Source organism: Caballeronia sp. LZ065 (assembly GCF_031450975.1).
Classification (GTDB): Bacteria; Pseudomonadota; Gammaproteobacteria; order Burkholderiales; family Burkholderiaceae; genus Caballeronia.
In genome coordinates, this window is the sequence record NZ_JARUXV010000001.1 from 1614631 (window position 1) to 1636189 (window position 21559).

Annotated in this window: 22 protein-coding genes; 16 read left to right on the top strand and 6 right to left on the bottom strand. The window is 63.3% G+C overall.

Annotation, left to right across the window (positions count from 1 at the left end):
- Positions 1 to 185: 185 nt before the first annotated feature.
- From QCE63_RS07400 to ltaE, 11 genes are all read left to right on the top strand, one after another.
- Positions 186 to 578 carry a DnaJ family domain-containing protein gene (locus QCE63_RS07400; RefSeq protein WP_309833721.1) on the top strand — a complete coding sequence of 131 codons (393 nt, stop codon included), beginning with the start codon at positions 186 to 188 and terminating at the stop codon, positions 576 to 578.
- A 32-nt stretch (positions 579 to 610) separates the two neighbouring features.
- Positions 611 to 1201, top strand: a complete 591-nt coding sequence (gene tadA, locus QCE63_RS07405) for a tRNA adenosine(34) deaminase TadA (RefSeq protein WP_309833722.1) — start codon at positions 611 to 613, stop codon at positions 1199 to 1201.
- The gene (gene ldcA, locus QCE63_RS07410; protein ID WP_309831992.1) at positions 1198 to 2118 is read left to right on the top strand and encodes a muramoyltetrapeptide carboxypeptidase; all 921 of its coding nucleotides are present in this window, start codon (positions 1198 to 1200) and stop codon (positions 2116 to 2118) included. Before tadA ends, ldcA begins: the two co-directional genes overlap by 4 nt.
- A 303-nt stretch (positions 2119 to 2421) precedes the next feature.
- On the top strand, positions 2422 to 3177 hold the full coding sequence (locus QCE63_RS07415; protein WP_309831994.1) for a GntR family transcriptional regulator: 756 nt from the start codon (positions 2422 to 2424) through the stop codon (positions 3175 to 3177).
- A gap of 324 nt (positions 3178 to 3501) precedes the next feature.
- Complete coding sequence (locus QCE63_RS07420) at positions 3502 to 4992, top strand: NCS1 family nucleobase:cation symporter-1 (protein WP_309831996.1); 1491 nt, start codon at positions 3502 to 3504, stop codon at positions 4990 to 4992.
- A gap of 57 nt (positions 4993 to 5049) precedes the next feature.
- A complete protein-coding gene (locus QCE63_RS07425) occupies positions 5050 to 5784 on the top strand; it encodes an aspartate/glutamate racemase family protein (protein ID WP_309831998.1) in 735 nt (244 codons plus the stop codon).
- 145 nt (positions 5785 to 5929) lie between these two features.
- Positions 5930 to 6880, top strand: coding sequence for an allantoinase PuuE (puuE, locus tag QCE63_RS07430; protein WP_309808114.1), 951 nt, complete (start codon positions 5930 to 5932; stop codon positions 6878 to 6880).
- A complete protein-coding gene (gene uraD / locus QCE63_RS07435) occupies positions 6877 to 7398 on the top strand; it encodes a 2-oxo-4-hydroxy-4-carboxy-5-ureidoimidazoline decarboxylase (protein WP_309832000.1) in 522 nt (173 codons plus the stop codon). Before puuE ends, uraD begins: the two co-directional genes overlap by 4 nt.
- Before the next feature lie 40 nt (positions 7399 to 7438).
- The gene (alc, locus tag QCE63_RS07440) at positions 7439 to 8452 is read left to right on the top strand and encodes an allantoicase (protein WP_309832001.1); all 1014 of its coding nucleotides are present in this window, start codon (positions 7439 to 7441) and stop codon (positions 8450 to 8452) included.
- Positions 8449 to 8952: an ureidoglycolate lyase gene (locus QCE63_RS07445; RefSeq protein ID WP_309832004.1), complete on the top strand. Its 504-nt coding sequence runs from the start codon at positions 8449 to 8451 to the stop codon at positions 8950 to 8952. Before alc ends, QCE63_RS07445 begins: the two co-directional genes overlap by 4 nt.
- 105 nt (positions 8953 to 9057) lie before the next feature.
- Positions 9058 to 10062, top strand: coding sequence for a low-specificity L-threonine aldolase (gene ltaE / locus QCE63_RS07450; RefSeq protein ID WP_309832006.1), 1005 nt, complete (start codon positions 9058 to 9060; stop codon positions 10060 to 10062).
- Between the two features lie 168 nt (positions 10063 to 10230).
- On the opposite strand, the gene QCE63_RS07455 is transcribed toward ltaE, so the two are convergent.
- From QCE63_RS07455 to uraH, 4 genes are all read right to left on the bottom strand, one after another.
- Entirely contained in the window at positions 10231 to 10752 is a 522-nt protein-coding gene (locus tag QCE63_RS07455; RefSeq protein WP_309832008.1) for a hypothetical protein, read from the bottom strand.
- Positions 10749 to 11372, bottom strand: a complete 624-nt coding sequence (locus tag QCE63_RS07460; RefSeq protein WP_309832009.1) for a hypothetical protein — start codon at positions 11370 to 11372, stop codon at positions 10749 to 10751. The genes QCE63_RS07455 and QCE63_RS07460 overlap by 4 nt, the downstream gene beginning before the upstream one ends.
- 270 nt (positions 11373 to 11642) lie before the next feature.
- Complete coding sequence (locus QCE63_RS07465; protein WP_309832011.1) at positions 11643 to 12836, bottom strand: urate hydroxylase PuuD; 1194 nt, start codon at positions 12834 to 12836, stop codon at positions 11643 to 11645.
- A gap of 75 nt (positions 12837 to 12911) precedes the next feature.
- Positions 12912 to 13265, bottom strand: coding sequence for a hydroxyisourate hydrolase (uraH, locus tag QCE63_RS07470; protein WP_309832013.1), 354 nt, complete (start codon positions 13263 to 13265; stop codon positions 12912 to 12914).
- Between the two features lie 459 nt (positions 13266 to 13724).
- Between uraH and QCE63_RS07475 the strand changes: the two genes are divergently transcribed.
- Positions 13725 to 15086: an 8-oxoguanine deaminase gene (locus QCE63_RS07475; RefSeq protein ID WP_309832015.1), complete on the top strand. Its 1362-nt coding sequence runs from the start codon at positions 13725 to 13727 to the stop codon at positions 15084 to 15086.
- Positions 15087 to 15125: 39 nt separating this feature from the next.
- On the opposite strand, the gene QCE63_RS07480 is transcribed toward QCE63_RS07475, so the two are convergent.
- The gene (locus tag QCE63_RS07480; protein ID WP_061124662.1) at positions 15126 to 16058 is read right to left on the bottom strand and encodes a LysR substrate-binding domain-containing protein; all 933 of its coding nucleotides are present in this window, start codon (positions 16056 to 16058) and stop codon (positions 15126 to 15128) included.
- Positions 16059 to 16328: 270 nt separating this feature from the next.
- Here QCE63_RS07480 and QCE63_RS07485 point away from each other — a divergent pair, with 270 nt between their 5' ends.
- The 4 genes from QCE63_RS07485 to QCE63_RS07500 all read left to right on the top strand — a co-directional run bounded on the left by QCE63_RS07485 (position 16329) and on the right by QCE63_RS07500 (position 21152).
- Positions 16329 to 17900 (top strand): ABC transporter ATP-binding protein, encoded by a 1572-nt coding sequence (locus QCE63_RS07485; protein WP_309832017.1) that lies wholly within the window; start codon positions 16329 to 16331, stop codon positions 17898 to 17900.
- A gap of 7 nt (positions 17901 to 17907) precedes the next feature.
- A complete protein-coding gene (locus QCE63_RS07490; RefSeq protein ID WP_309832019.1) occupies positions 17908 to 19011 on the top strand; it encodes an ABC transporter permease in 1104 nt (367 codons plus the stop codon).
- Between the two features lie 21 nt (positions 19012 to 19032).
- A complete protein-coding gene (locus QCE63_RS07495) occupies positions 19033 to 19962 on the top strand; it encodes an ABC transporter permease (RefSeq protein WP_309832021.1) in 930 nt (309 codons plus the stop codon).
- Between the two features lie 104 nt (positions 19963 to 20066).
- Positions 20067 to 21152: a BMP family ABC transporter substrate-binding protein gene (locus tag QCE63_RS07500; RefSeq protein WP_309808127.1), complete on the top strand. Its 1086-nt coding sequence runs from the start codon at positions 20067 to 20069 to the stop codon at positions 21150 to 21152.
- A 111-nt stretch (positions 21153 to 21263) separates the two neighbouring features.
- Here QCE63_RS07500 and QCE63_RS07505 read toward each other — a convergent pair whose 3' ends face one another.
- Positions 21264 to 21473: a dodecin gene (locus tag QCE63_RS07505; protein WP_309832023.1), complete on the bottom strand. Its 210-nt coding sequence runs from the start codon at positions 21471 to 21473 to the stop codon at positions 21264 to 21266.
- Positions 21474 to 21559: the final 86 nt, after the last annotated feature.

Below are 21559 nucleotides of genomic sequence, written 5' to 3' on the forward strand. Positions count from 1 at the left end.
CATACCATGCTTCATCAGACGAAAACGGCGCCGCGGCCGCTGATAGAATAGGCACTGGGTTGTCGAGACGTGCCGAACACTGCGTGAACGTGGTCTTCCGGCTGCCCTCCGACTTCAGGCCAACCAACGGAAATCGCGACAGACCGCGTCCGCCCCAGGCGGGTTCAAGCCGGTCGAAATCCCCGATGAAATTGTTAGATGCTTTGGTCGAACAGCGGATCAATGAAGCCGCCGCGCGTGGTGAGTTCAAGGACTTGCCGGGCGAGGGCGCTCCGCTCCAGTTCGCAGACGACGTCCTCGTTCCCGAGGAAGTGCGCGTCGCCAATCGGATTCTCAAAAATGCGGGCTTCGTGCCGCCCGCCGTCGAGCAACTCCGGGCCCTTCGTGGCCTCCAGGAGGAGTTCGACCGGGTGACGGATCCCGCCGCCCGCTGCCAGTTGCAAGCCAGGATGCTCGCGCTCGACATGGCCCTCGAATCGTTGCGCGGCGGCGGTTGCGTGCCGCATGAGTATCGCCGGCGCATCGCTGAACGGCTCTCGGAGCGCGCGCTGTCCCGCGCGGCGCAACCGCCGAAGTGACCGGCACGCCCGACTCACCGTCTCCGGGCGTCCTGCACGCAGCGCTTTCTCCTGCGGATTTTCCCAGCGAACGCGACCGCCGTTTCATGGCGCTCGCCCAGCGCGCCGCCGACGAAGCCCGTCGCGCGGGCGAGGTGCCGGTGGGCGCCGTCATCGTGCGGGGCGATGAAGTCATCGCCACCGGCTTCAATCATCCGATCCACGCACATGATCCGTCCGCGCACGCCGAAATGGTCGCGCTGCGCGCCGCGGCGCAGAAGCTCGAAAACTACCGGTTGCCGGGCTGCGAACTCTATGTGACGCTCGAACCCTGTTTGATGTGCTCGGGCGCGATCATGCATGCACGCATTGCACGCGTCGTTTTCGGCGCCACTGATCCGAAAACGGGCGCGTGCGGCAGTGTGGTGGACGTGTTCGCGAACGCGCAGCTCAATCACCACACATCGGTGACGGGCCGCGTGCTCGCCGACGAGTGCGGTCACGCGCTCAAGAATTTCTTTGCCGAACGCAGGCGTCTTGCCCGCGATGAGCGCGATGCCCGTCGCGCGCGAGAAGCGGCGGCCGCGTCGGGCGAGGGTGTTTCTTCTTCCGCTCCAATAACGAATCCAACGACAACACCGTGAAATCACGCACCATCGATCTCGTCGCGCCCTCCGGTTATCCGAGCGATCCCGCCGCGGTCGAGCGCGGCCTCACGCGTTTGCGCAGGGAAGGGCATCGGCTGGAGAACGTCGAGGCGACGCGCCGGCGCTTCCAGCGTTTCGGCGGCACGGATGCGGAGCGCGCGGCGGATCTGAACCGTCTCGCCGATCCTGCGCGTCCGGTGCCCGACATCGTGCTGGCGGTGCGCGGCGGCTACGGCGCGACGCGTCTGCTGCACGGGCTGGATTATCTCGGCCTGCGGCGTCTTGCGGATCAGCCGGTCGCGATCGTCGGTCACAGCGATTTCACGGCGATCCAGTGCGCGCTCTACGCGCATGCGGGCGTGAAGAGTTTCGGCGGGCCGATGTTCGCGGGCGATTTCGGCGCTGAGAATATGAGCGCCTTCACGATGCAACACTTCTGGAACGCGATCTCGCACGCGGAGTTCACGGTGCGGAGCAACGTGCCGCAGCGTGAGTCGGTCGACGTCACGGGCATGCTGTGGGGCGGCAATCTGGCGATCCTGGCATCGCTGGTCGGTACGCCTTATCTGCCGCCGGTCGAAGGCGGCATTTTGTTCATCGAAGACGTCAACGAGCATCCGTTCCGGATCGAGCGGATGATCTATCAACTGCATCAGGCGGGCGTGCTCGGGCGGCAGCAGGCAATCGTGATGGGCGAGTTTTCCGGTGGACGGCTCTCGGACTACGACAACGGCTATTCCCTCGACGCGATGATCGAGCAGGTGCGCACGGCGACAGGCGTTCCTGTGGTGACGGGCCTGCAATTCGGGCACGTCGAGAACTTGCTGACGCTGCCTTTCGGTGCTACGGCGCATCTCGTCGCGGAGCCGCGCGGGTTCACGCTGAAATTGTCCGACTATCCGCATCTGAGTTGAGGTTCGGGGCGGACGCATAGAAGGCGCCGAAAGGCGCTTTTTTTATGCGCGTCACCGACAACTAACCGCCGAATTCTCATTCGCACGCCTGTCCTGACGCCAATATTCCACGCGATGGATTGTCGACAAAAACGTGCGTGCAATGCTGACAAAAACTGACGTAATCGGCTGGAAGTCCCGTATCTACGGCCTCGCGGCGCGCACGAGCCGCTGAAAACAGCCAATTCGCAGCAATCAATTGAAATTGATTGTTGACAATCATTATGTCGCTTCTAAGATGATCAACATGCCAGCGAGCACATCATGTCCGACGCCCAAGCCACTGCCGCACTGAATGCCTCATCGAGCGCCCCCGGCAACCCCGGCGCGGCGAATGCCGAGTCGATCGCCGAGAACATCCGCGCCGCGATCCTCGAACATCGTCTGGCGCCGGGCGCCAAGCTGACCGAGGCGCAACTGTGCGAAGTCTTTGCGGTGAAGCGCGGTACGGTGCGTCAGGCGCTGGCGCAACTCGCCAACGAGCGGCTCGTCGATCTGGAGCCGAATCGCGGCGCCTTCGTCGCGAGTCCGTCGCTGCAGGAAGTGCATGAAGTGTTCGAGATGCGCCGCATCATCGAGCTGGCGGTTGTGGAACGGATCGCGCAAGGGCATGGCACGCGCCGCCTCAAGTCGATCAGCGCGACGATCGGACGGGAGCGCCGGGCCTTCGAGAGCCACGATTTCTCGTCGTGGATCCGGCTGTCCGGCGAGTTCCATACGGAGCTCGCGGCGCTCACCGGCAACACGGTGCTGTGCGACTGTCTTGCCGGTCTGGTCGCGCGCTCGACGCTGATCTCGGCGCTGTATGAGTCACTCGGCAAGAGTTCGTGCTCGTTTGAGGATCATGAAGCCATCCTCGCCGCGCTCGACGCAGGACGCGCGCCCGAGGCGGCCGAATTGATGGCCCGGCATCTGCGCGATGTCGAATTGAAGATGCTGGAGCGGCCGGCGCGCGGCGCGGTCGATCTGAGAGAAGTATTCGCAAGGCCTGCCGGGCGCGACACGCCGTCCGACACGTAGGAACCACACGATCCAGTCACACCGCGCCCCGCCAGACACCGGGCGCGCGGCCAGTCGCATGCGTCGAAAACGCCATGCGCGTTGCATTGAACCGCACGCTCACGTGAGTCGCCGATGAGCGGCAGATGAACAACCGCCGTCGGGCGGGCGCGGAGGCACACGCCTCGGGCGCTCTCGGCTTCACGCCCGGCGGTGCAAATGCAAATCCAAAGAGTATCGCGCTGCGCCGGACAGGAAAGGACGACAGCGAAGGTATCCGACCCGCCAGGGTCTTTCGGGAATCTGCAGTCATTCATCACGCAAGCAGCCAATGAAGGAGACGTCATGGCCCAGTTCAGTGCATCAGGCAGCTCAGCCCTGCCGCAATACGAAGAGCAGGCACCCGGACACGATCCGGGCATGCCCGCCGGTTACAGCGACCGCCTCTACAACGAAGACCTCGCCCCGCTCAAGAACCAGACCTGGGGCGCCTACAACATCTTTGCTTTCTGGATGTCCGACGTCCACAGCGTCGGCGGTTATGTGTTCGCCGGCAGTCTGTTCGCGCTCGGCCTGACAAGCTGGCAGGTGCTGGTGTCGCTGTTGATCGGCATCGGCTTCGTCAACGTGCTGTGCAACCTGATCGCGAAACCGAGCCAGGTCGCGGGCGTACCGTATCCGGTGGCATGCCGCGCCACTTTCGGCGTGCTCGGCGCGAACATTCCGGCCGTGATCCGCGGCCTCATCGCGGTGGCGTGGTATGGGATCCAGACTTATCTGGCGTCGAGCGCACTGGTGATCGTCGTGCTGAAGTTCGTGCCGTCGCTGATGCCTTACGCCGATGTCCACAAGTACGGCTTCGTCGGGCTCTCCGCGCTCGGCTGGGCGGGCTTCATGCTGTTGTGGGTGCTGCAGGCGGTCGTCTTCTGGCGCGGCATGGAGATGATCAAGAAGTTCATCGACTTCGCCGGTCCCGCTGTCTACGTGGTCATGTTCATGCTCGCCGGCTACATGGTGTGGCGCGCGGGCATCAAGAACATCGGTCTGAACCTCGGCGGCGTGAAGTATCACGGCATGGAAGTCATCCCGGTGATGATCACCGCGATCTCGCTGGTCGTGTCGTACTTCTCCGGCCCGATGCTCAACTTCGGCGACTTCTCGCGCTACGGCAAGAGCTTCCGCAGCGTCAAGCGCGGCAACTTCTGGGGACTGCCGGTCAACTTCCTGGCGTTCTCGCTGGTGACCGTCATCACCACCGCAGCCACCTTGCCGGTGTTCGGCCAATTGATCACCGATCCGGTGGAAACCGTCGGCCGCATCGATCATCCGACCGCCGTGATCCTCGGCGCGCTGACCTTCACGATCGCCACCATCGGCATCAACATCGTTGCGAACTTTGTTTCGCCGGCCTTCGACTTCTCGAATGTCGCGCCGAAGCTCATCAGCTGGCGCATGGGCGGTATGCTCGCCGCGACCGCGTCGATTTTCATCACGCCGTGGAACCTGTTCAACAACCCGGCCGTCATCCACTACACGCTGGATATCCTGGGCAGCTTCATCGGACCGCTGTACGGCGTGCTGATTCTCGACTTCTACATGGTCAAGCGCGGCAAGCTCGCCGTCGACGATCTCTACACCGTTTCCGAGCAAGGCCGCTACTGGTACACGAAGGGCGTGAACCGCCGTGCGGTGATGGCGCTGCTGCCGGCCGCCGTGATCGCGATCCTGTGCGTGATGCTGCCGTCGCTCGAAGGCGCCGCGAACTTTTCGTGGTTCATCGGTGCGGGCCTGGGCGCGGTGTTCTATTTCTTCCTGGCGGACCGCAAGCACGTCTGACGGTGTGAACCAACAAGAACCTGAGAGCCTTTTCGAAGCAGTACGTGGAGAACCGCAATGCGCATCAAACTGATCAACCCCAACACGACGCAGCGCATGACCGACGCAATGGGACACTGCGCCCGGCAAGTCGCCGCACCGGGCACGGAGATCGTGGCAGTGAGCCTGACGATGGGCCCGCCGTCCATCGAAGGCTATTACGACGAAGCGGTGGCCTCGCTCGGCCTGCTGGCCGAGATCGAGGCGGGAGAGAAGCAGGGTTTCGACGGCTATGTGATCGCCTGTTTCGGCGATCCCGCCCTGTACGCGGCGCGCGAACTGGCGCGTGGGCCGGTGATCGGCATCGCGGAGGCGGCGATGCATGCGGCGAGCGTGATCGCGCCGGGCTTCTCGGTGGTGACGACCTTGCAGCGCACCGTCGGCATGGCGTGGCATCTGGCGGAGCGCTACGGCATGTCGCGCTTCTGCAAGAACGTCCGCGCCACCGACGTCGCCGTGCTCGAACTGGACGAGCCGGGTTCGTCGGCGCGCCAGACGATCATCGACGAGTGCCGGCGCGCGCTCGACGAAGACGGTTCGGACGCCATCGTGCTGGGCTGCGCGGGCATGGCGGAGTTCTGCCGCGAGGTGGAGGACGCGATCGGCGCGCCGGTGGTGGAGGGCGTCACGGCGGCGGTGAAATGGACCGAGGCGCTCGTCGCGTTGAAACTTCACACCGCCAAGCGCGGTGACTACGCGCGGCCGCTGGCGAAGCGCTACGACGGCGTGCTGGCCGATTTCAGTCCGCGCTGAGCCTGCACCGGCGCGCCGGCGGGACCCACATACCGCTGGCGTGACCCGGATTATCTGCCCTGATGTATGGGCGCGTCCGGGTCTTTTGGCTACACTGAATCGTCAACAATCCCGCTTTCCAACGCCAGCCTGCGAACACCCAGCCATGTCACACGATCCGAACTATCCACGCGACCTGATCGGCTACGGCCGCCACCCGGTCCAGGCCAACTGGCCGGGAAACGCACGCATCGCCGTGCAATTCGTGCTCAATTACGAGGAAGGCGGCGAGAACTGCGTCCTGCACGGTGATCCGGGCTCGGAGCAGTTCCTGTCGGAGATCGTCGGCGCGGCGTCGTATCCGTCGCGTCACATGAGCATGGAGTCGATCTACGAATACGGCTCGCGCGCGGGCGTGTGGCGCATCCTGCGCGAATTCGAGAAACGCGGTTTGCCGCTCACCATTTTCGGCGTGGGCATGGCCATCGAACGTCATCCGGAACTGGCGAAAGCGTTCGTCGAACTCGGACATGAAATCGCGTGTCATGGCTATCGCTGGATTCACTATCAGGACATGTCGGCGGAACGCGAGGCGGAACACATGCGCCTCGGTATGGAGGCAATCGAACGCGTGACCGGCGTGCGGCCGCTCGGCTGGTACACCGGCCGCGACAGCCCCAATACGCATCGGCTGGTGGCGGAATATGGCGGCTTCCTCTATGACTCCGACAACTACGGCGACGACCTGCCGTTCTGGACCGAAGTGGAGGTGACGGGCGGCGAGAAGAAGCCGCATCTGATCCTGCCGTACACGCTCGACACCAACGACATGCGCTTCGCGACGCCGCAAGGCTTCAATACCGGCGATCACTTCTTCACCTATCTGAAGGACGCGTTCGACGTGCTGTACGCAGAGGGCGACGAAGCGCCGAAGATGCTCTCGATCGGCATGCATTGCCGTCTGCTGGGCCGTCCGGGCCGGTTCCGTGGCCTGCAGAAGTTCCTCGATCACATCGAGCAGCACGACCGCGTGTGGGTCACGCGGCGCGTGGACATCGCGCGGCACTGGCGCGAACACCATCCTTTCGATCAATCCAGCAACGGGACGGCGGCATGAAGGCGATGCACTACTCACTCGACCAACTCAATTCCATGCCCGCCGACACCTTCGTGACGGTGCTCGCCGGCATCTTCGAACATTCGCCGTGGGTGCCGGAAGCGGCGGCGCGGCAACGTCCCTTCAAGGACATCGATGCGTTGCATGCGGCGATGTCGCATATCGTCGAGACAGCGGGCGAAGAGAAGCAGCTCGCGCTCATCAACGCCCACCCGGAGCTCGCCGGCAAGGCGGCAGTGCGCGGCGAACTGACCGCCGAGTCCACGCGCGAGCAAAGCGGCGCGGGCCTCGATCTCTGCACGCAGGAAGAATTCGACAAGCTTCAATCACTCAACACGCGCTATCGCGAGAAGTTCGGCTTTCCGTTCATCCTCGCGGTACGCGGCTATGACCGGCACGGCATCATCGCGAACTTCGAGCAGCGCGTGAATCACGATCGCGCCGAAGAGCTGCGCACGAGCCTCGACCAGATCTACCGGATCGCCCGTTTCAGGCTGAACGACCTGATCCAGGCTTGATCCGCCTTCACCGCCACGATCCACGACAAGGACTTGATAAATGGCTATTCCGACACTCGATCCCAACGCACCCGAATTCACGCGCCGCCATGTGAACCTGGCGGATCCGCGTCTGGGTGCGCAGGCACTCGAGGCGAGCGACGATTTTTTCGCGCCGAAGGAGCGCATGCTGAACCCCGAGCCGGCCGTGTTCATTCCCGGCAAGTTCGACGATCACGGCAAGTGGATGGACGGCTGGGAAACCCGCCGCAAGCGTTCGACCGGCTATGACTGGTGCATCGTCAAGCTGGCGCGGCCGGGCGTGATCAAGGGCATCGATCTCGATACGAGCCACTTCACCGGCAACTTCCCGCCGGCGGCGTCGATCGAGGGCGCGCATGTGATCGAAGGCGCGCCGAACCAGTCGACGCAATGGACGGAAATCGTGCCGTCCACGACCTTGCAGGGCAACAACCATCACTATCTCGACGTGAAGACGGAGCAGCCGTTCACGCATCTGCGCGTGAACATCTATCCGGACGGCGGCATTGCGCGGCTGCGCGTCTATGGCCAGCCGCAACTCGACTGGAGCCGTGCGGACCGCAACCAGCTCGTCGATCTCGGCGCGATGGAAAACGGCGCATATCTGGTCGGCACCAATAACCAGCACTTCGGCTTGGCCTCGACGCTGCTGATGCCGGGCCGCGGCGTCAACATGGGCGACGGCTGGGAAACGCGTCGTCGCCGCGAGCCGGGCAACGACTGGTGCATCGTCGCGCTGGCACAGCCGGGCGTCATCAAGAAAGTGGAAGTGGATACCGCGCACTTCAAAGGCAACTATCCCGACCGTTGCTCGCTCCAGGCGGCGTATGTGAAGGGCGGCACGGACAGTTCGCTCGTCACGCAGGCGATGTTCTGGCCGGTCCTGCTCGGCGAACAGAAGCTGCAGATGGACAAGCAGCATTTCTTCGAATCCGAGCTCGAAGCGCTCGGTCCGGTGACGCACGTGCGCTTCAACATTTTCCCTGACGGCGGCGTGTCGCGCCTGCGTCTTTTCGGAACCCTGGCATCATGAAGAAACTCGTCATCGAACCGTTGACGCGCGCTGCATTCGAGCCGTTCGGCGATGTCATCGAGCTCGATGGCGCGAAGCAGATCCCGATCAACCTCGGCACGACGATCCGTTTCCACGATCTGTGCCGCGTCGATGTAACGGACGGCGGCGGTCACGCGATCGTCAATCTCTTTCGCGGGCAGCCGCGCGCGCTGCCGTTCGAATGCACGATGCTGGAACGGCATCCGTTCGGCAGCCAGGCGTTCATTCCGCTGGATGACCGGCCGACGCTGGTGGTCGTCGCGCCTGCGGGCGATCTCGACGAAACGAAGATTCGCGCTTTCGTCACGCGCGGCTGGCAGGGCGTCAACTACGCGAAGGGCGTATGGCATCACCCGCTGCTGGCGCTGGAGAAGGTGAGCGATTACATCGTCGTCGATCGCGGCGGCGGCGAAGGGCATAACCTCAACGAGCAGGACCTGAGAGAGTCGCTGTGGCTGACTGAAGAAGCGATGCGTTGAGACGATTCTTCGGGCACGCGGGGAAGGACCGGTTGCAGTCGAGCCGGTCCTTTTTATTTGGGGGCGTTAAGATAGGCGGCTCTTTTCCCCGACTACCTCCACACGATGATCGATCTGCGCAGCGATACCGTTACCCGTCCCAGTCAGGCCATGCTCGCCGCGATGTCGGCGGCCGAAGTCGGCGACGACGTCTGGGGTGACGATCCCACCGTCCTCAAGCTCCAGGCGACGCTCGCCGAACGCACCGGCAAGGAAGCCGGACTGTTCTTTCCGAGCGGCACGCAGAGCAATCTCGCGGCCCTGATGGCGCATTGCGCACGCGGCGACGAGTACATCGTCGGGCAGGCGGCGCATACCTACAAGTACGAAGGCGGCGGCGCCGCGGTGCTGGGCAGCATCCAGCCGCAGCCCATCGAGAATGCGGCGGACGGCTCGCTGCCGCTGGACAAGATCGCGGCGGCCATCAAGCCCATCGACAATCACTTCGCGCGCACGAAGCTGCTTGCGCTGGAGAACACCATCGGCGGGAAGGTGCTGCCGGCGGCGTATGTCGAGGAGGCGACGCGTCTTGCGCGCGCTCGCGGTTTGTCGGTGCATCTGGATGGCGCGCGCGCTTTCAATGCGGCGGTGGCGTCGGGCAAGCCGATCGCGGACATCTGCGCGCCTTTCGATAGCGTGTCGATCTGTTTCTCGAAGGGCGTGGGCGCTCCGGTCGGCTCGGTGCTGGTGGGGCCGCGCGCGCTGCTGGAGGTGGCGGGTAGATGGCGCAAGGTGCTGGGCGGCGGGATGCGGCAAGCGGGGTTGCTCGCGGCTGCTTGTTTGCATGCGCTGGATCATCATGTCGAAGGGCTCGCGCGGGATCACGAGAACGCCGAACGTCTCGCCGCGGGGCTTGCGCAGATCGAGCCGATCAAGGTGCTGTCGCAGGCCACGAACATGGTGTTCGCGCAGATTCCTGAAGGGCATTGCGCTTCGTTGGAAGCGTATCTGAAGGAGCGGGGCATTCTGATGCAGATGCTGTATGCGTCGCGGTTTGTGACGCATCGGGATGTGTCGCGGGAAGACATCGATACGGTGATTCAGGCCGTCAAGGGGTACTTTGCGCGGTGAGGGGTTTCGATTGCGCATCGGAGAAGCGGGCTCGTGACGTCGTCTGCCTGGTTGCACCGGCTCAGAGGAAAGGGCCGATTCAACGCATGGTCAGCAGGAGTCGGAGCATCCGGAAGATGCTTCACTCAATGAAGACTCCGATTCCCTTCGGATATCGCGAAGTCGGACTCAACGACTGTCGATGGAAAACCCGTCCAGACGGATCTGGGCCAGATAACCGTCTTCCGTTGCTCCGAACGCAAGCTCTTTATCGATTGCGTACCAGGACGCCGCAGGGGACCAGGACAGATAGAGCGTACCGTTTGTGCGTTCGTAGTAGATCGTGGGCTCTTCCATTCCCGCGCGATTGTTCGAATCGAAATCCGCCGAGAAGGTGAGTATGGATAGGGGCGCTTCGACATGCGGAAAGGTGCAATCAATCCATTGCGCCGGATTCGTCAAAACATCCCAGTCAATCACTCGCTTTCTTGAATCGAGCGCCATTGAAAACGAACTGGCTGTGAGAACGTAGCCACGGGGATGGATACTGAATTGACGATCGAGTGCTTGACTCAGCGTCCCGGTGTCTGTCGTAGGTTCGCCATCACCATACGCGATCTCGCACAGCAATGAAAAGGCGTTAACATCCCAATAGCTTTTGACCAAAGGAGGTTCGTGCAGTGCCGGCTTTACCCTGATCATCGGGTTCATCTGATCTGCTTATAGAGAAAATGAAGAATAGTATAGTCCTTCTCGCGTACCAGAACTTCGAGTACATACGCTTTTCCGTTAATCTTGATGGCTTGTTCATACATGGATAACCCTTTCATGTTTTTCGGATCCGGGCCACGCTTTCCAAACATTATTGCGAGTCGCAAGATATGCACGGGCACGAATCGATGGGGGTTTCTCATGTGCGTCAGCGGTTGAGCCGCAAACTTTATCGGTGCCTGCGACATCGCAAGATAGCGCGATCGCAATCCAGATAGGGTATGTTCGCCGATAGTCGCTCCTATACCCCGAAGTCCCGAGCGAGTAAAGCTTTGCATTCCGGCGCGCGAAAACCCTCCGATCATCAAGATAATGTCGAGTGGATCGAGCAACGGTGTTTCCAGCGGCTTTTCCGTTAAATGCATGATCCCGTCGAGCGAGTAGATCCTGGAAACGCCCGCAATCTCATCCTGATACCCAATGACGGCGTTCAGATATTCGTCGTAGATCGATTTCGCGCGTTCCGGGACTCCCGGCGGACGCAGTTCGAAAATGTCGGATGCCGCCGGTTCACGTTTATCATCCCAGTGATACGACGGCTCATCATTGTCGTACTGCACGGACGCTGGAAAACTCATTGTTGACTAACCCGTTATCAGAACAGGCGCACGAGCGCGCGCCATCCGAGATGATCCTCTCGCGCTGGATCGAAGACTGATACACGAATAGTCTTAAAAATTCGGTTTAGTGTTCGTGAAGTGGTCGCGAATGTATTCGATATCGCGCAATCGGCGCCTGGAAATCAAAACCCCGATTCCCTGGACCGAAGTCCAACGAACCGGGGTTCAGCTCAAACTCAAACCAAGCTTTCTCAAGCCAGAAGCACGGCCTTACTCCACCGCCCCTCCGGCAAACCACGCCGCCACCTTCTGCCGCTCGGCATCGGTCATCTGCGTGACGTTCCCCAACGGCATCGCCTTCAGCGTCACCGCCTGCTGATTCACGCGCTGCGCGTTCTGCTTGATCTCGGCCGGCGTATCCAGCAATACACCCGCCGGCGCGCTACCCATCATCGTCGGATGCGCGGAGTGGCATGTCGCGCAGCGCTGCTGAATGATCGGCTGGATATCCGCGACCTTGATCGTCGGCGCACCGGCGGCCTGGGCGACGGGCATCGTCGGCGCGGGCATCGTCCAGGCGAACGCGCCCAGCACCAGCACGAGCCCCGCAACGGGCATGTACCACAGTACCTGCCCGCGATGACGCATCACGAAGAACTGGCGGATCAGCGCGCCGGCCAGCATGATCAGCACCAGAATCAGCCAGTTGAACTTGTGCGTGTAGGTCATCGCATAGTGGTTCGACAGCATCGCGAAGACCACCGGCAGCGTGAAATACGTGTTGTGCACCGAGCGCTGCTTGCCGCGCTTGCCAAAGATGGCATTCGGCGTTTCGCCCTTGAGCATCGCGGCGACCATCTTGCGCTGCCCCGGAATGATCACGAAGAACACGTTCGCCGACATGATGGTCGCGATCATCGCGCCGGTGATCAGGTAGGCGGCGCGGCCCGCGAACACGTGGCACGCGATGAACGCCGCGATCAGCACATAGATGCCCACGCAGATGCCGAGCAGCTTGTCGTTGGTGCCGAGCACGCGGCACAGCGTGTCATACACGATCCAGCCGGCCATCAGGAAGCCCAGCGCCGCCGACACCGCCACCACCGGACCCATGTCCAGCACGCTCTTGTCGATCAGATACGTGGACGGCGACAGCAGATACAGCACGAAGAAGAGACCGAAGCCGGACATCCATGTCGTGTACGACGGCCAGAACGACCAGTGCAGGTTTTCCGGCATGTCCTGCGGCGCGACGGAATACTTCTGCATGTGATAGAAGCCGCCGCCGTGTACGTGCCAGAAGTCGCCGAACACGCCGCGTCGTCGCGCGTTCGGGTCGGTCGGCGGTTTCAGGCTGTTATCCAGGGCGACGAAGTAGAACGATTCGCCGATCCAGGCGATCGCCACGATGACATGCAGACAGCGCAATACGAGATTGAGCCAGTCGGTGACAAAGCCTTCCATGTACTCCTCCACTACCGATTTGTTTTATGCGCGCCGTCTGCGAGGGGACCAGGGGCAGGGCGCAACGTAATGGGTCTAGCTGCCGCGATACGTGCTGTACGCCCACGGCGAAACCAGCAGCGGCACGTGATAGTGCGATGCCGCGTCCGCGATGCCGAAGCGCAGCACCACGCGGTCGACAAAGCGCGGTTCGGGCACCTTCACGCCCAGTTTCGCGAAGTAATCGCCGGCATGGAACACGAGTTCGTATTCGCCGATGCCAAATTCGGCGCCTTCGAGCAGCGGCGCATCGGCGCGGCCGTCGTCGTTGGTGTGGATGGTCTTGAGCGCGCGGCGCGTGTCGCCGTCGAGCGCGAACAGTTCGACCTGAAGATGCGCGCCCGGGCGGCCGTGCGCGGTGTCGAGGACGTGGGTAGTGAGCTTGCCCATTCGCAGTTTCCTTGAGTTATGCGAGATCTGGCGGAGCGCTGATCCGAAATTCCGCGTCCCCGGGGCGGGGTGCGTGTGCGGCGGATCGAGGCTCCACGTCAGTGGCTACATACCCGTCGGCGTTTCGGATGCGCGCCGTGTACAGCATTGTAGGAAGTCGCCGCGCGCTGTGCGCCCGCGATAGGAAAGATAATGCCCAACGCATGAGCGCGGTCCCGAAGCAGCCCTTGCGCCCGTCTGCCGGGCCTCCCGGCGATGTTAACCGCGCCAAAAATCGCAAATATATCGGCGGGCTGAGGACGACCATGCTGGGAGTCTGATTGCGTCCGATTTTTTGGCTGCGGACAGTGGCATGGCGCGCACGATATCAGGATACTGTGCCGCGTCCCGAAGACGGCGAGCCACGCTGGGTAACCGGGGCTCAACCGGACCTCAACGCCGTTTTCAGGAGAAACATCGATGCAATCCAGAACCCTGCTGGTCAGGAACGCCCACATGCTCGTCACGATGGACGCGCAGCGTCGCGAAATCGCTGACGGGGGCATGTTCATCGAAGGCAACCGCATCGTGGCGGTCGGCCCGACGAGCGAACTTCCCGCCACCGCCGACGACATCCTCGACATGCGCGGCCATCTCGTGATTCCGGGCCTCGTCAACACGCACCATCACATGTACCAGAGCCTGACGCGCGCCATTCCCGCCGCGCAGAACGCCGAGCTGTTCGGCTGGCTCACGAACCTCTACAAGATCTGGGCGCATCTCACGCCAGAGATGATCCACGTCTCGACCCAGACCGCAATGGCCGAGTTGCTGCTCTCCGGCTGCACGACGTCCAGCGATCACCTCTACATCTACCCGAACGGCAGCCGGCTCGACGACAGCATCGCGGCCGCGCGCGAGATCGGCATGCGTTTTCACGCGGCGCGCGGCAGCATGAGCGTCGGACAGAAGGACGGCGGCTTGCCGCACGATTCCGTCGTCGAGAAGGAAGACGCGATCCTGAAGGACACGCAGCGCCTCATCGAAACCTACAACGACGCAGGCCGCTACGCGATGCTGCGCGTCGTCGTGGCGCCGTGCTCGCCGTTCTCCGTGAGCCGCGAACTGATGCGCGACGCCGCGCTGCTCGCCCGCGAACACGGCGTCTCGCTGCACACGCATCTGGCTGAAAACGTCAACGACGTCGCCTACAGCCGCGAGAAATTCGGCATGACGCCCGCCGAATACGCGGAGGACCTCGGCTGGGTCGGGCATGACGTATGGCACGCGCACTGCGTGCAGCTGGACCGCGCGGGCATCGAACTGTTCGCGCGCACCGGCACCGGCGTCGCGCATTGTCCATGCTCGAACATGCGGCTGGCTTCCGGCATCGCGCCGATTCGCGCCATGCGCGATGCCGGCGTGCCGGTGGGACTCGGCGTGGATGGCTCCGCGTCGAACGACGGCGCGCAGATGGTCGCGGAAGTGCGCCAGGCCTTGCTGCTGCAGCGCGTGGGCTTCGGCCCCGACGCGATGACCGCCCGCGAGGCGCTCGAGATCGCCACGCTCGGCGGCGCGAAAGTGCTGAATCGCGACGACATCGGCGCACTCGCGCCCGGCATGGCCGCGGATTTCGTGTCGTTCGACCTGAAGCAGACGGCGTTCGCGGGCGCACTGCACGATCCGGTCGCGGCGCTGGTGTTCTGCGCGCCGTCGCAGGTATCGACGAGCGTGATCGACGGCAAGGTTGTCGTGAAGGAAGGCCGCCTGACGACGCTCGATCTCGGCGCCGTCGTCGAACGGCATAACCGGCTGGCGGGCGAACTCGCGAACCGGGCGTAGAAAACGCTGCGGGGCGCCTGCAAGCGCCCCGCGACGGCATCACGGCTGATCGATCAGCGAGCGCGTCGCCTCCGCGACGAGCCCGCGCAGCCAGCGGACTTCATCGGAGTAATGGCAGCGCTCGTGCCACAGCTGGTAATACTGCATCGGCGGGAAATCGAGCGGCGCGGGCACGACGGCCAGCGGCAGAAAGCGCGCGTAATGATCCGCGAAGAGCCGCGTCGTCGTGAACACGAGGTCCGACTTGATGAGCACGTAAGGCGCGAGATTGAAGTAGGGCAGCGTCACGACCACATGGCGCTTGAGCCGCTCGCGCGCCAGATGCACGTCGATTGCGCCGCGCTGGCCAACGGAATAGGGCGTCGGCGCGAGATGCGGGGCGTTCAGATACTGATCGAGCGTGAGACCGCCGCGCTTGGCGAACGGATGCGTATTACTGACGAGACAGACGATCTTGTCGACAAACAGATTGGACAGATGCAGTTGCTCGGGCGGTTCCGGCCAGTTGCCGACGACGATATCGAGCTTGCCGTCTTCCAGCGCGAGTTCGTAGTCGAACGCCGGGCCGAGCGAATGAAATTCGAGCGTGGCGTCGGGCGCGGCCTGGCGGAAGCGTTCGACGACCGTCGGCACGAACAGCACGTTGAGATAATCGGGGCAGCCGATGCGATAACACCGCACCGACGTCGACGGATCAAAGTTGTGCTGCTGCACCTTGATGCGCTCGATTTCCCGCAAGGCGTTCTGGGTGGGTTCGAGGAGGCGCAGGCCGTATTCGGTGGGCACCATGCCGGACTTGCCGCGTACCAGCAGCGGGTCGCCGGTGATGTCGCGCAGGCGGCGCAGCGCTGCACTGATGGCCGGTTGCGACTGGTTGAGCTTGACGGCCGCGCGGGTCACGCTGCGTTCCATCAGCAGAGTGTGCAAGACGCGCAATAAGTAAGTATCGATCGCCTCGCGTTGCTGACTCATGTTATCTCCACTATACGTTCTGCCTGATATAAGCAGGGGTTGTCCATATGGTTTTTAGTATGTCTCGAAAATTTCGTCAAGGTGTGGCTTACCCGCAAAACCTGGCTGCGCGTGATTTGGCGCGTTATTTTGAGTGATCGACTTGGAGACCCGAATTCTGTACATTCTGCCCGCGGCCCGATTTGCGTGACGTCCATTTGTCGCGCGCCGGTTTCGCGGTAACTTTTCCAGCCTGGCCTGCTCGGTGGCCGGGCGCATTTCTGGATCTCAATGGGCGACGCCATCCAATCGTCGACGACGCCACCGCGCCTGGCGTTGTCAGGCATCAGCAAGCAGTATCCGTCGGTCAAGGCGAACGACGGCGTGAATCTCGTCGTCATGCCGGGTGAAATCCACGCCGTGCTTGGCGAAAACGGCGCGGGCAAGTCCACGCTGATGAAGATCATCTACGGCGCCGTGCGGCCCGACGAAGGCGAGATCCGCTGGGAAGGCGAGGTCATCGAGATCGGCAGCCCGGCGGCGGCGCGCAAGCTCGGCATCGGCATGGTGTTCCAGCATTTCTCGCTGTTCGAGACGTTGACGGTGGGCGAGAACATCGCGCTCGCGCTCGACGAAAAGTTCGACATGAAGGCGCTCGGCAAACGCATTCGAGAGGTGTCGAAAGACTACGGGCTCGATGTCGATCCGCAGCGCCACGTGCACAGCCTGACGGTCGGCGAGCGGCAGCGCGTGGAGATCGTGCGCTGCCTGTTGCAGAATCCGCGTCTGCTCATCATGGACGAGCCGACATCGGTGCTCACGCCACAGGCGGTCCAGAAGCTTTTCAAGGTGTTGCGCCGTCTCGCGTCCGAAGGCTGCAGCATTCTCTACATCAGCCACAAGCTCGACGAAATCCAGTCGCTCTGCGAGAACGCCACCGTGATGCGCGGCGGCCGCGTAACCGGCAATGCCGATCCACGCCGTGAGACGCCGGCCTCGCTCGCGCAGATGATGGTCGGCCATTCGCTGCCGGACTACACGCGGCGCGAGCACCAGCCGGGCGAGATCCGGCTTGCGGTGAAGAACCTGTCGGCGGCCAGCCCCGATCCCTTCGGCACGTCGCTCAACAACGTCTCGTTCGCCGTGCACGCGGGCGAAATCTTCGGCATTGCGGGTGTGTCGGGCAATGGCCAGGCCGAACTGCTGGCGGCGCTGTCGGGCGAGATCCGCGACAAACACATTGCCGCCGATGCCGTGTCGATCTGCGGCAGGCCCGCCGCGCGCCTGAGCGCGGGCGGACGGCGGCGGCTGGGTTTCGCTTTCGTGCCGGAAGAGCGGCTCGGACGCGGCGCGGTCCCGGCCATGTCGCTCGCGGACAATGGCCTGCTGACGGCGCATCGCGAGAACATGGTGCGCGGCGGCTGGATCCGCTCGGGTGCGGTGCAGGCGTTCGCGAACCGCTGCATCCAGTCCTTCGACGTGCGCTGCGGCGGCTGCGGCGCGCTCGCGCAGAGCCTGTCGGGCGGCAACCTGCAGAAGTTCATCGTCGGGCGCGAGATTCTCCAGGAGCCGAAAGTGCTGGTGGTCGCGCAGCCCACCTGGGGCGTCGATGTCGGCGCGGCGGGCTTCATCCGTCAGCAACTGCTCGATCTCGCAGCGCGCGGCGTCGCGATTCTCGTGATCTCCGAGGAACTGGAAGAACTCTTTGACATCTGCGACCGGCTCGCGGTGATCGCGGGCGGCAAGCTCTCGCCGGTGCGCCCGACCAGCGAAACCAACGCGGAAGAGATCGGCCTGTTCATGGCCGGCCTGTTCGACGGCAAGCGCGCGCAGTCGGCCGAACTCGATTCACTCCCGAAGTAAGCGAACGATGATCTTTCCCTATCGACTCGAAGCGCGCCCGACGCCGTCGCGCGCCATGCAGCTTGCCGTGCCGGTGGTCGCCGCGGTCGCGACGCTCGTCATCGGCTTTCTGATTTTCAGCCTCGTCGGCCAGGATCCGCTGCGCGCGATGCACGCGTTCTTCATCGAACCGCTGTCGAGCGTCAACGGCTGGTCGGAACTCGTGCTGAAGGCGTCGCCGCTGTGCCTGATCGGCCTGGGCCTCGCGGTCGGCTATCGCGCGAACGTGTGGAACATCGGCGCGGAAGGGCAGATGCTGCTGGGCGGCATCGTCGCGGGCGGCATTGCGATCCACGCCGGCGATGCATCCGGCTGGTGGACGCTGCCGCTGATGATGGCGGGCGGCGTGGTCGGCGGCATGCTGTGGGCGGCGATTCCCGCGTTGCTCAAGAGCCGGTTCAACACCAATGAAATTCTGACGAGCCTGATGCTCACCTACGTCGCGGCTCAACTGCTGATCTATCTGGTGAGCGGCCCGTGGCGCGATCCTGACGGCATGAACTTTCCGATCTCGGCCATGTTCGGCGACGACGCGCTGTTCCCGCGCCTCTACGGCGACTGGCATTGGGCGTGGCTCAAGGGCACGCGCATCAACGCGTCGGTGTTTCTCACGGCAATCGCGATTCCCTGCGTATGGGTCTTCATGCGCAAGAGCTTCGCGGGCTTCCGGATGAACGTCGGCGGTCTCGCGCCGCTCGCCGCGCGCTATGCCGGTTTCTCCGACAAGAAGACCATCTGGACCTCGCTGCTGCTCTCGGGCGGTCTGGCGGGCCTGGCCGGCATGGGCGAGGTGGCCGGTCCGATCGGCCAGTTGCAGGCGGGCTGGTCGCCCGGTTACGGCTGCACGGCGATCATCGTCGTGTTCGTCGGGCGGCTGCATCCGGTGGGCATCGTGCTCGCGAGTCTGCTGATGGCGCTGCTCTATCTCGGCGGCGAAGCCGTGCAGACCTCGCTGCAACTGCCGCAGGCGCTCGCGGGCGTGTTCCAGGGCCTGCTGCTGTTCTGCCTGCTCGGCTGCGATCTCTTTGTGAACTACCGCATCACGCGTCGCTCGGCGCGCCACGCCGCTTAAGCCTAACGAGAGCAGAAGACCATGGATATCAATCAGGCCAGCAGCCTCGCGTCGAGCGCCGTCATCGCCGCCATCCCGCTGATGTACGCCGGCGCGGGCGAGCTCGTCGCCGAGAAGTCGGGCGTGCTCAACCTCGGTGTGGAAGGCATGATGCTGATGGGCGCCGTCACCGGCTACGCCGTCACGGCGACCACCGGGAGCCCGTGGCTCGGCATCGTCGCCTCGGTGTTCGCCGGGCTCGCGATGGCGCTGCTGTTCGGCTTTCTCACCATCACGATGCTCGCCAACCAGGTCGCCACCGGACTCTCGCTGACGATCTTCGGCATCGGTTTTTCGGCCTATGTCGGCAAGCCGTACACCTCGGCGGCGGTGCGCGCGAGCATCGACGTGATGCCGATTCCCGGTCTTTCGTCGATTCCCGTGCTCGGCCCGGCGGTGTTCTCGCTCACGCCGCTCGGCTATCTCGCGTTCATCATGTTCGCGGTGATCGGCTGGTTCCTCTACAAGACGCGCGCGGGGCTCGTGCTGCGTTCGGTAGGCGAATCGCCGGCGGTCGCGCATTCGGTGGGCTTTCCGGTCGTCGGCGTGCGCTACGGCGCGACGCTGTTCGGCGGCGCGATGGCCGGCATCGCGGGCGGTTATTACTCGATCGTCTATCTGCACGTCTGGCAGGAGCAGTTGACCTCAGGACGCGGCTGGATCGCGCTCGCGCTCGTCGTGTTCGCGACCTGGCGGCCGGGACGCCTGTTGATCGGCGCGCTTCTGTTCGGCGCGGTCATGGCGCTGCAGTTCTATGCGCAGGCCATCGGCGTGCCGGTGCCGACGCAATTCCTCGCGATGCTGCCGTACATCGCGACGATCGTCGTGCTGGTGCTGATCTCGCGCAACCCGAACACCATCAAGCTCAATGCGCCGGCTTCGCTCGGCAAGCCGTTTTTTGCGGCGAGCTAGCGGACTGCCACGGCGCGCCCGGCGCTTTCGTCCGTTTTTTTGGCTGACCACACTCTGTCACACGCACAATTGATTCACACACAACATCGACCAGGAGAATCACAATGAATAAACCATGGCTCAAGGCCGTCGCCGCGACGGTCGCGCTGTCGGCCAGCGTCGCCGCGATGAGCACGCAGGCGGCCGATGCGCCGGGCGTCGCGTTCGTCTATCTCGGCAATCCGGGCGATGCCGGCTGGACCTTCGCGCACGACGCGGGCAGCAAGGAAGCCGAGGCGAAGTACGGCAGCAAGATCAAGATCACGCGCGTGGAGAACGTGCCGGAATCGGCCGATTCGGAGCGCGTGTTCCGCGATCTCGCCAACAAGGGCAACAAGGTGATCTTCGCGACGAGCTTCGGCTATCAGGATTTCGCGCTGAAGGTGGCGAAGGACTTTCCCGACACCACGTTCCTGACGGCCACCGGCTTCAAGAAGGCGAAGAACTTCGGCACCTACGACGTGCGCATGTACCAGGGCGCGTATCTCGCGGGTGTCGCGGCCGGTTACGTGACGAAGACCAACACGCTGGGCTTCGTCGCGTCGGTGCCGATTCCCGAAGTGGTCCGCAACATCAACGCGTACACGCTGGGCGCGCGCTCGGTGAATCCGAAGATCCACACGAAGGTCATCTGGATCAACAGCTGGTTCGATCCGGGCAAGGAAAAACAGGCGGCCGAAACGCTGATCGGCCAGGGTGCCGACGTGCTGTTGCAGAACACGGATTCGAACGCGACGCTCAACACGGCCGCCGAGAAGCACGTGTATGCCTTCGGCTGGGATTCAAATATGAAGAAGTTCGGCCCGAACGCGCATCTGGGTTCGGTGGTCGCGCACTGGGGCGTCTATTACAACGACGTGATCCAGAAGGTGATCGACGGCAAGTGGAAAAACGATCCGGTCTGGCTCGGCATTCCGCAGAAGGCCGTGGACCTGGAAGACTTGAACACGGGCGTGATTCCCGCGAAGGCGGTGCAGGCGGTTGCCGCGAAGCGTGACGAGCTGCATGGCGGCAAGTGGGATGTGTTCAGCGGTCCGATCAAGGATCAGTCGGGCGCGGAGAAGGTGCCGGCCGGCAAGACGCTGACGGATCCGGAACTGCAACGCATCAACTGGTACGTCGAAGGCGTGGACGGTTCGCTGCCAAAGTAAGTACGTTGGCCAGGCGGTCTGTCGGTCTGTCAGTCTTGGGCCGCCAGCAAATCAAAAGCCGCGCTTCGTTGCGACACGAAGCGCGGCTTTTTCATGCGACGGGTGAACGCGTCAATCCTCGAGGCGAATGCCGACCTTGAGCGTCACCTGCCAGTGCGCGACCTTGCCGTCCTCCACGTGTCCGCGCGTTTCCGTGACTTCAAACCAGTGAATGTTGCGCAGCGTCTTCGAGGCTTTCGATAAAGCGACGCGCACGGCGTCGTCGCTGGACTGGGGCGAGGAACCGGTGAGTTCGATCTGCTTGTAGACGTGTTCCGACATGGTGTTCTCCGTTCTTGATGAAGGGCGGCGCGATGGGCCGGTGGCGTCGCGAGAAGCTTGCAATGTCGTTGCAGCAAGGCGCGCGC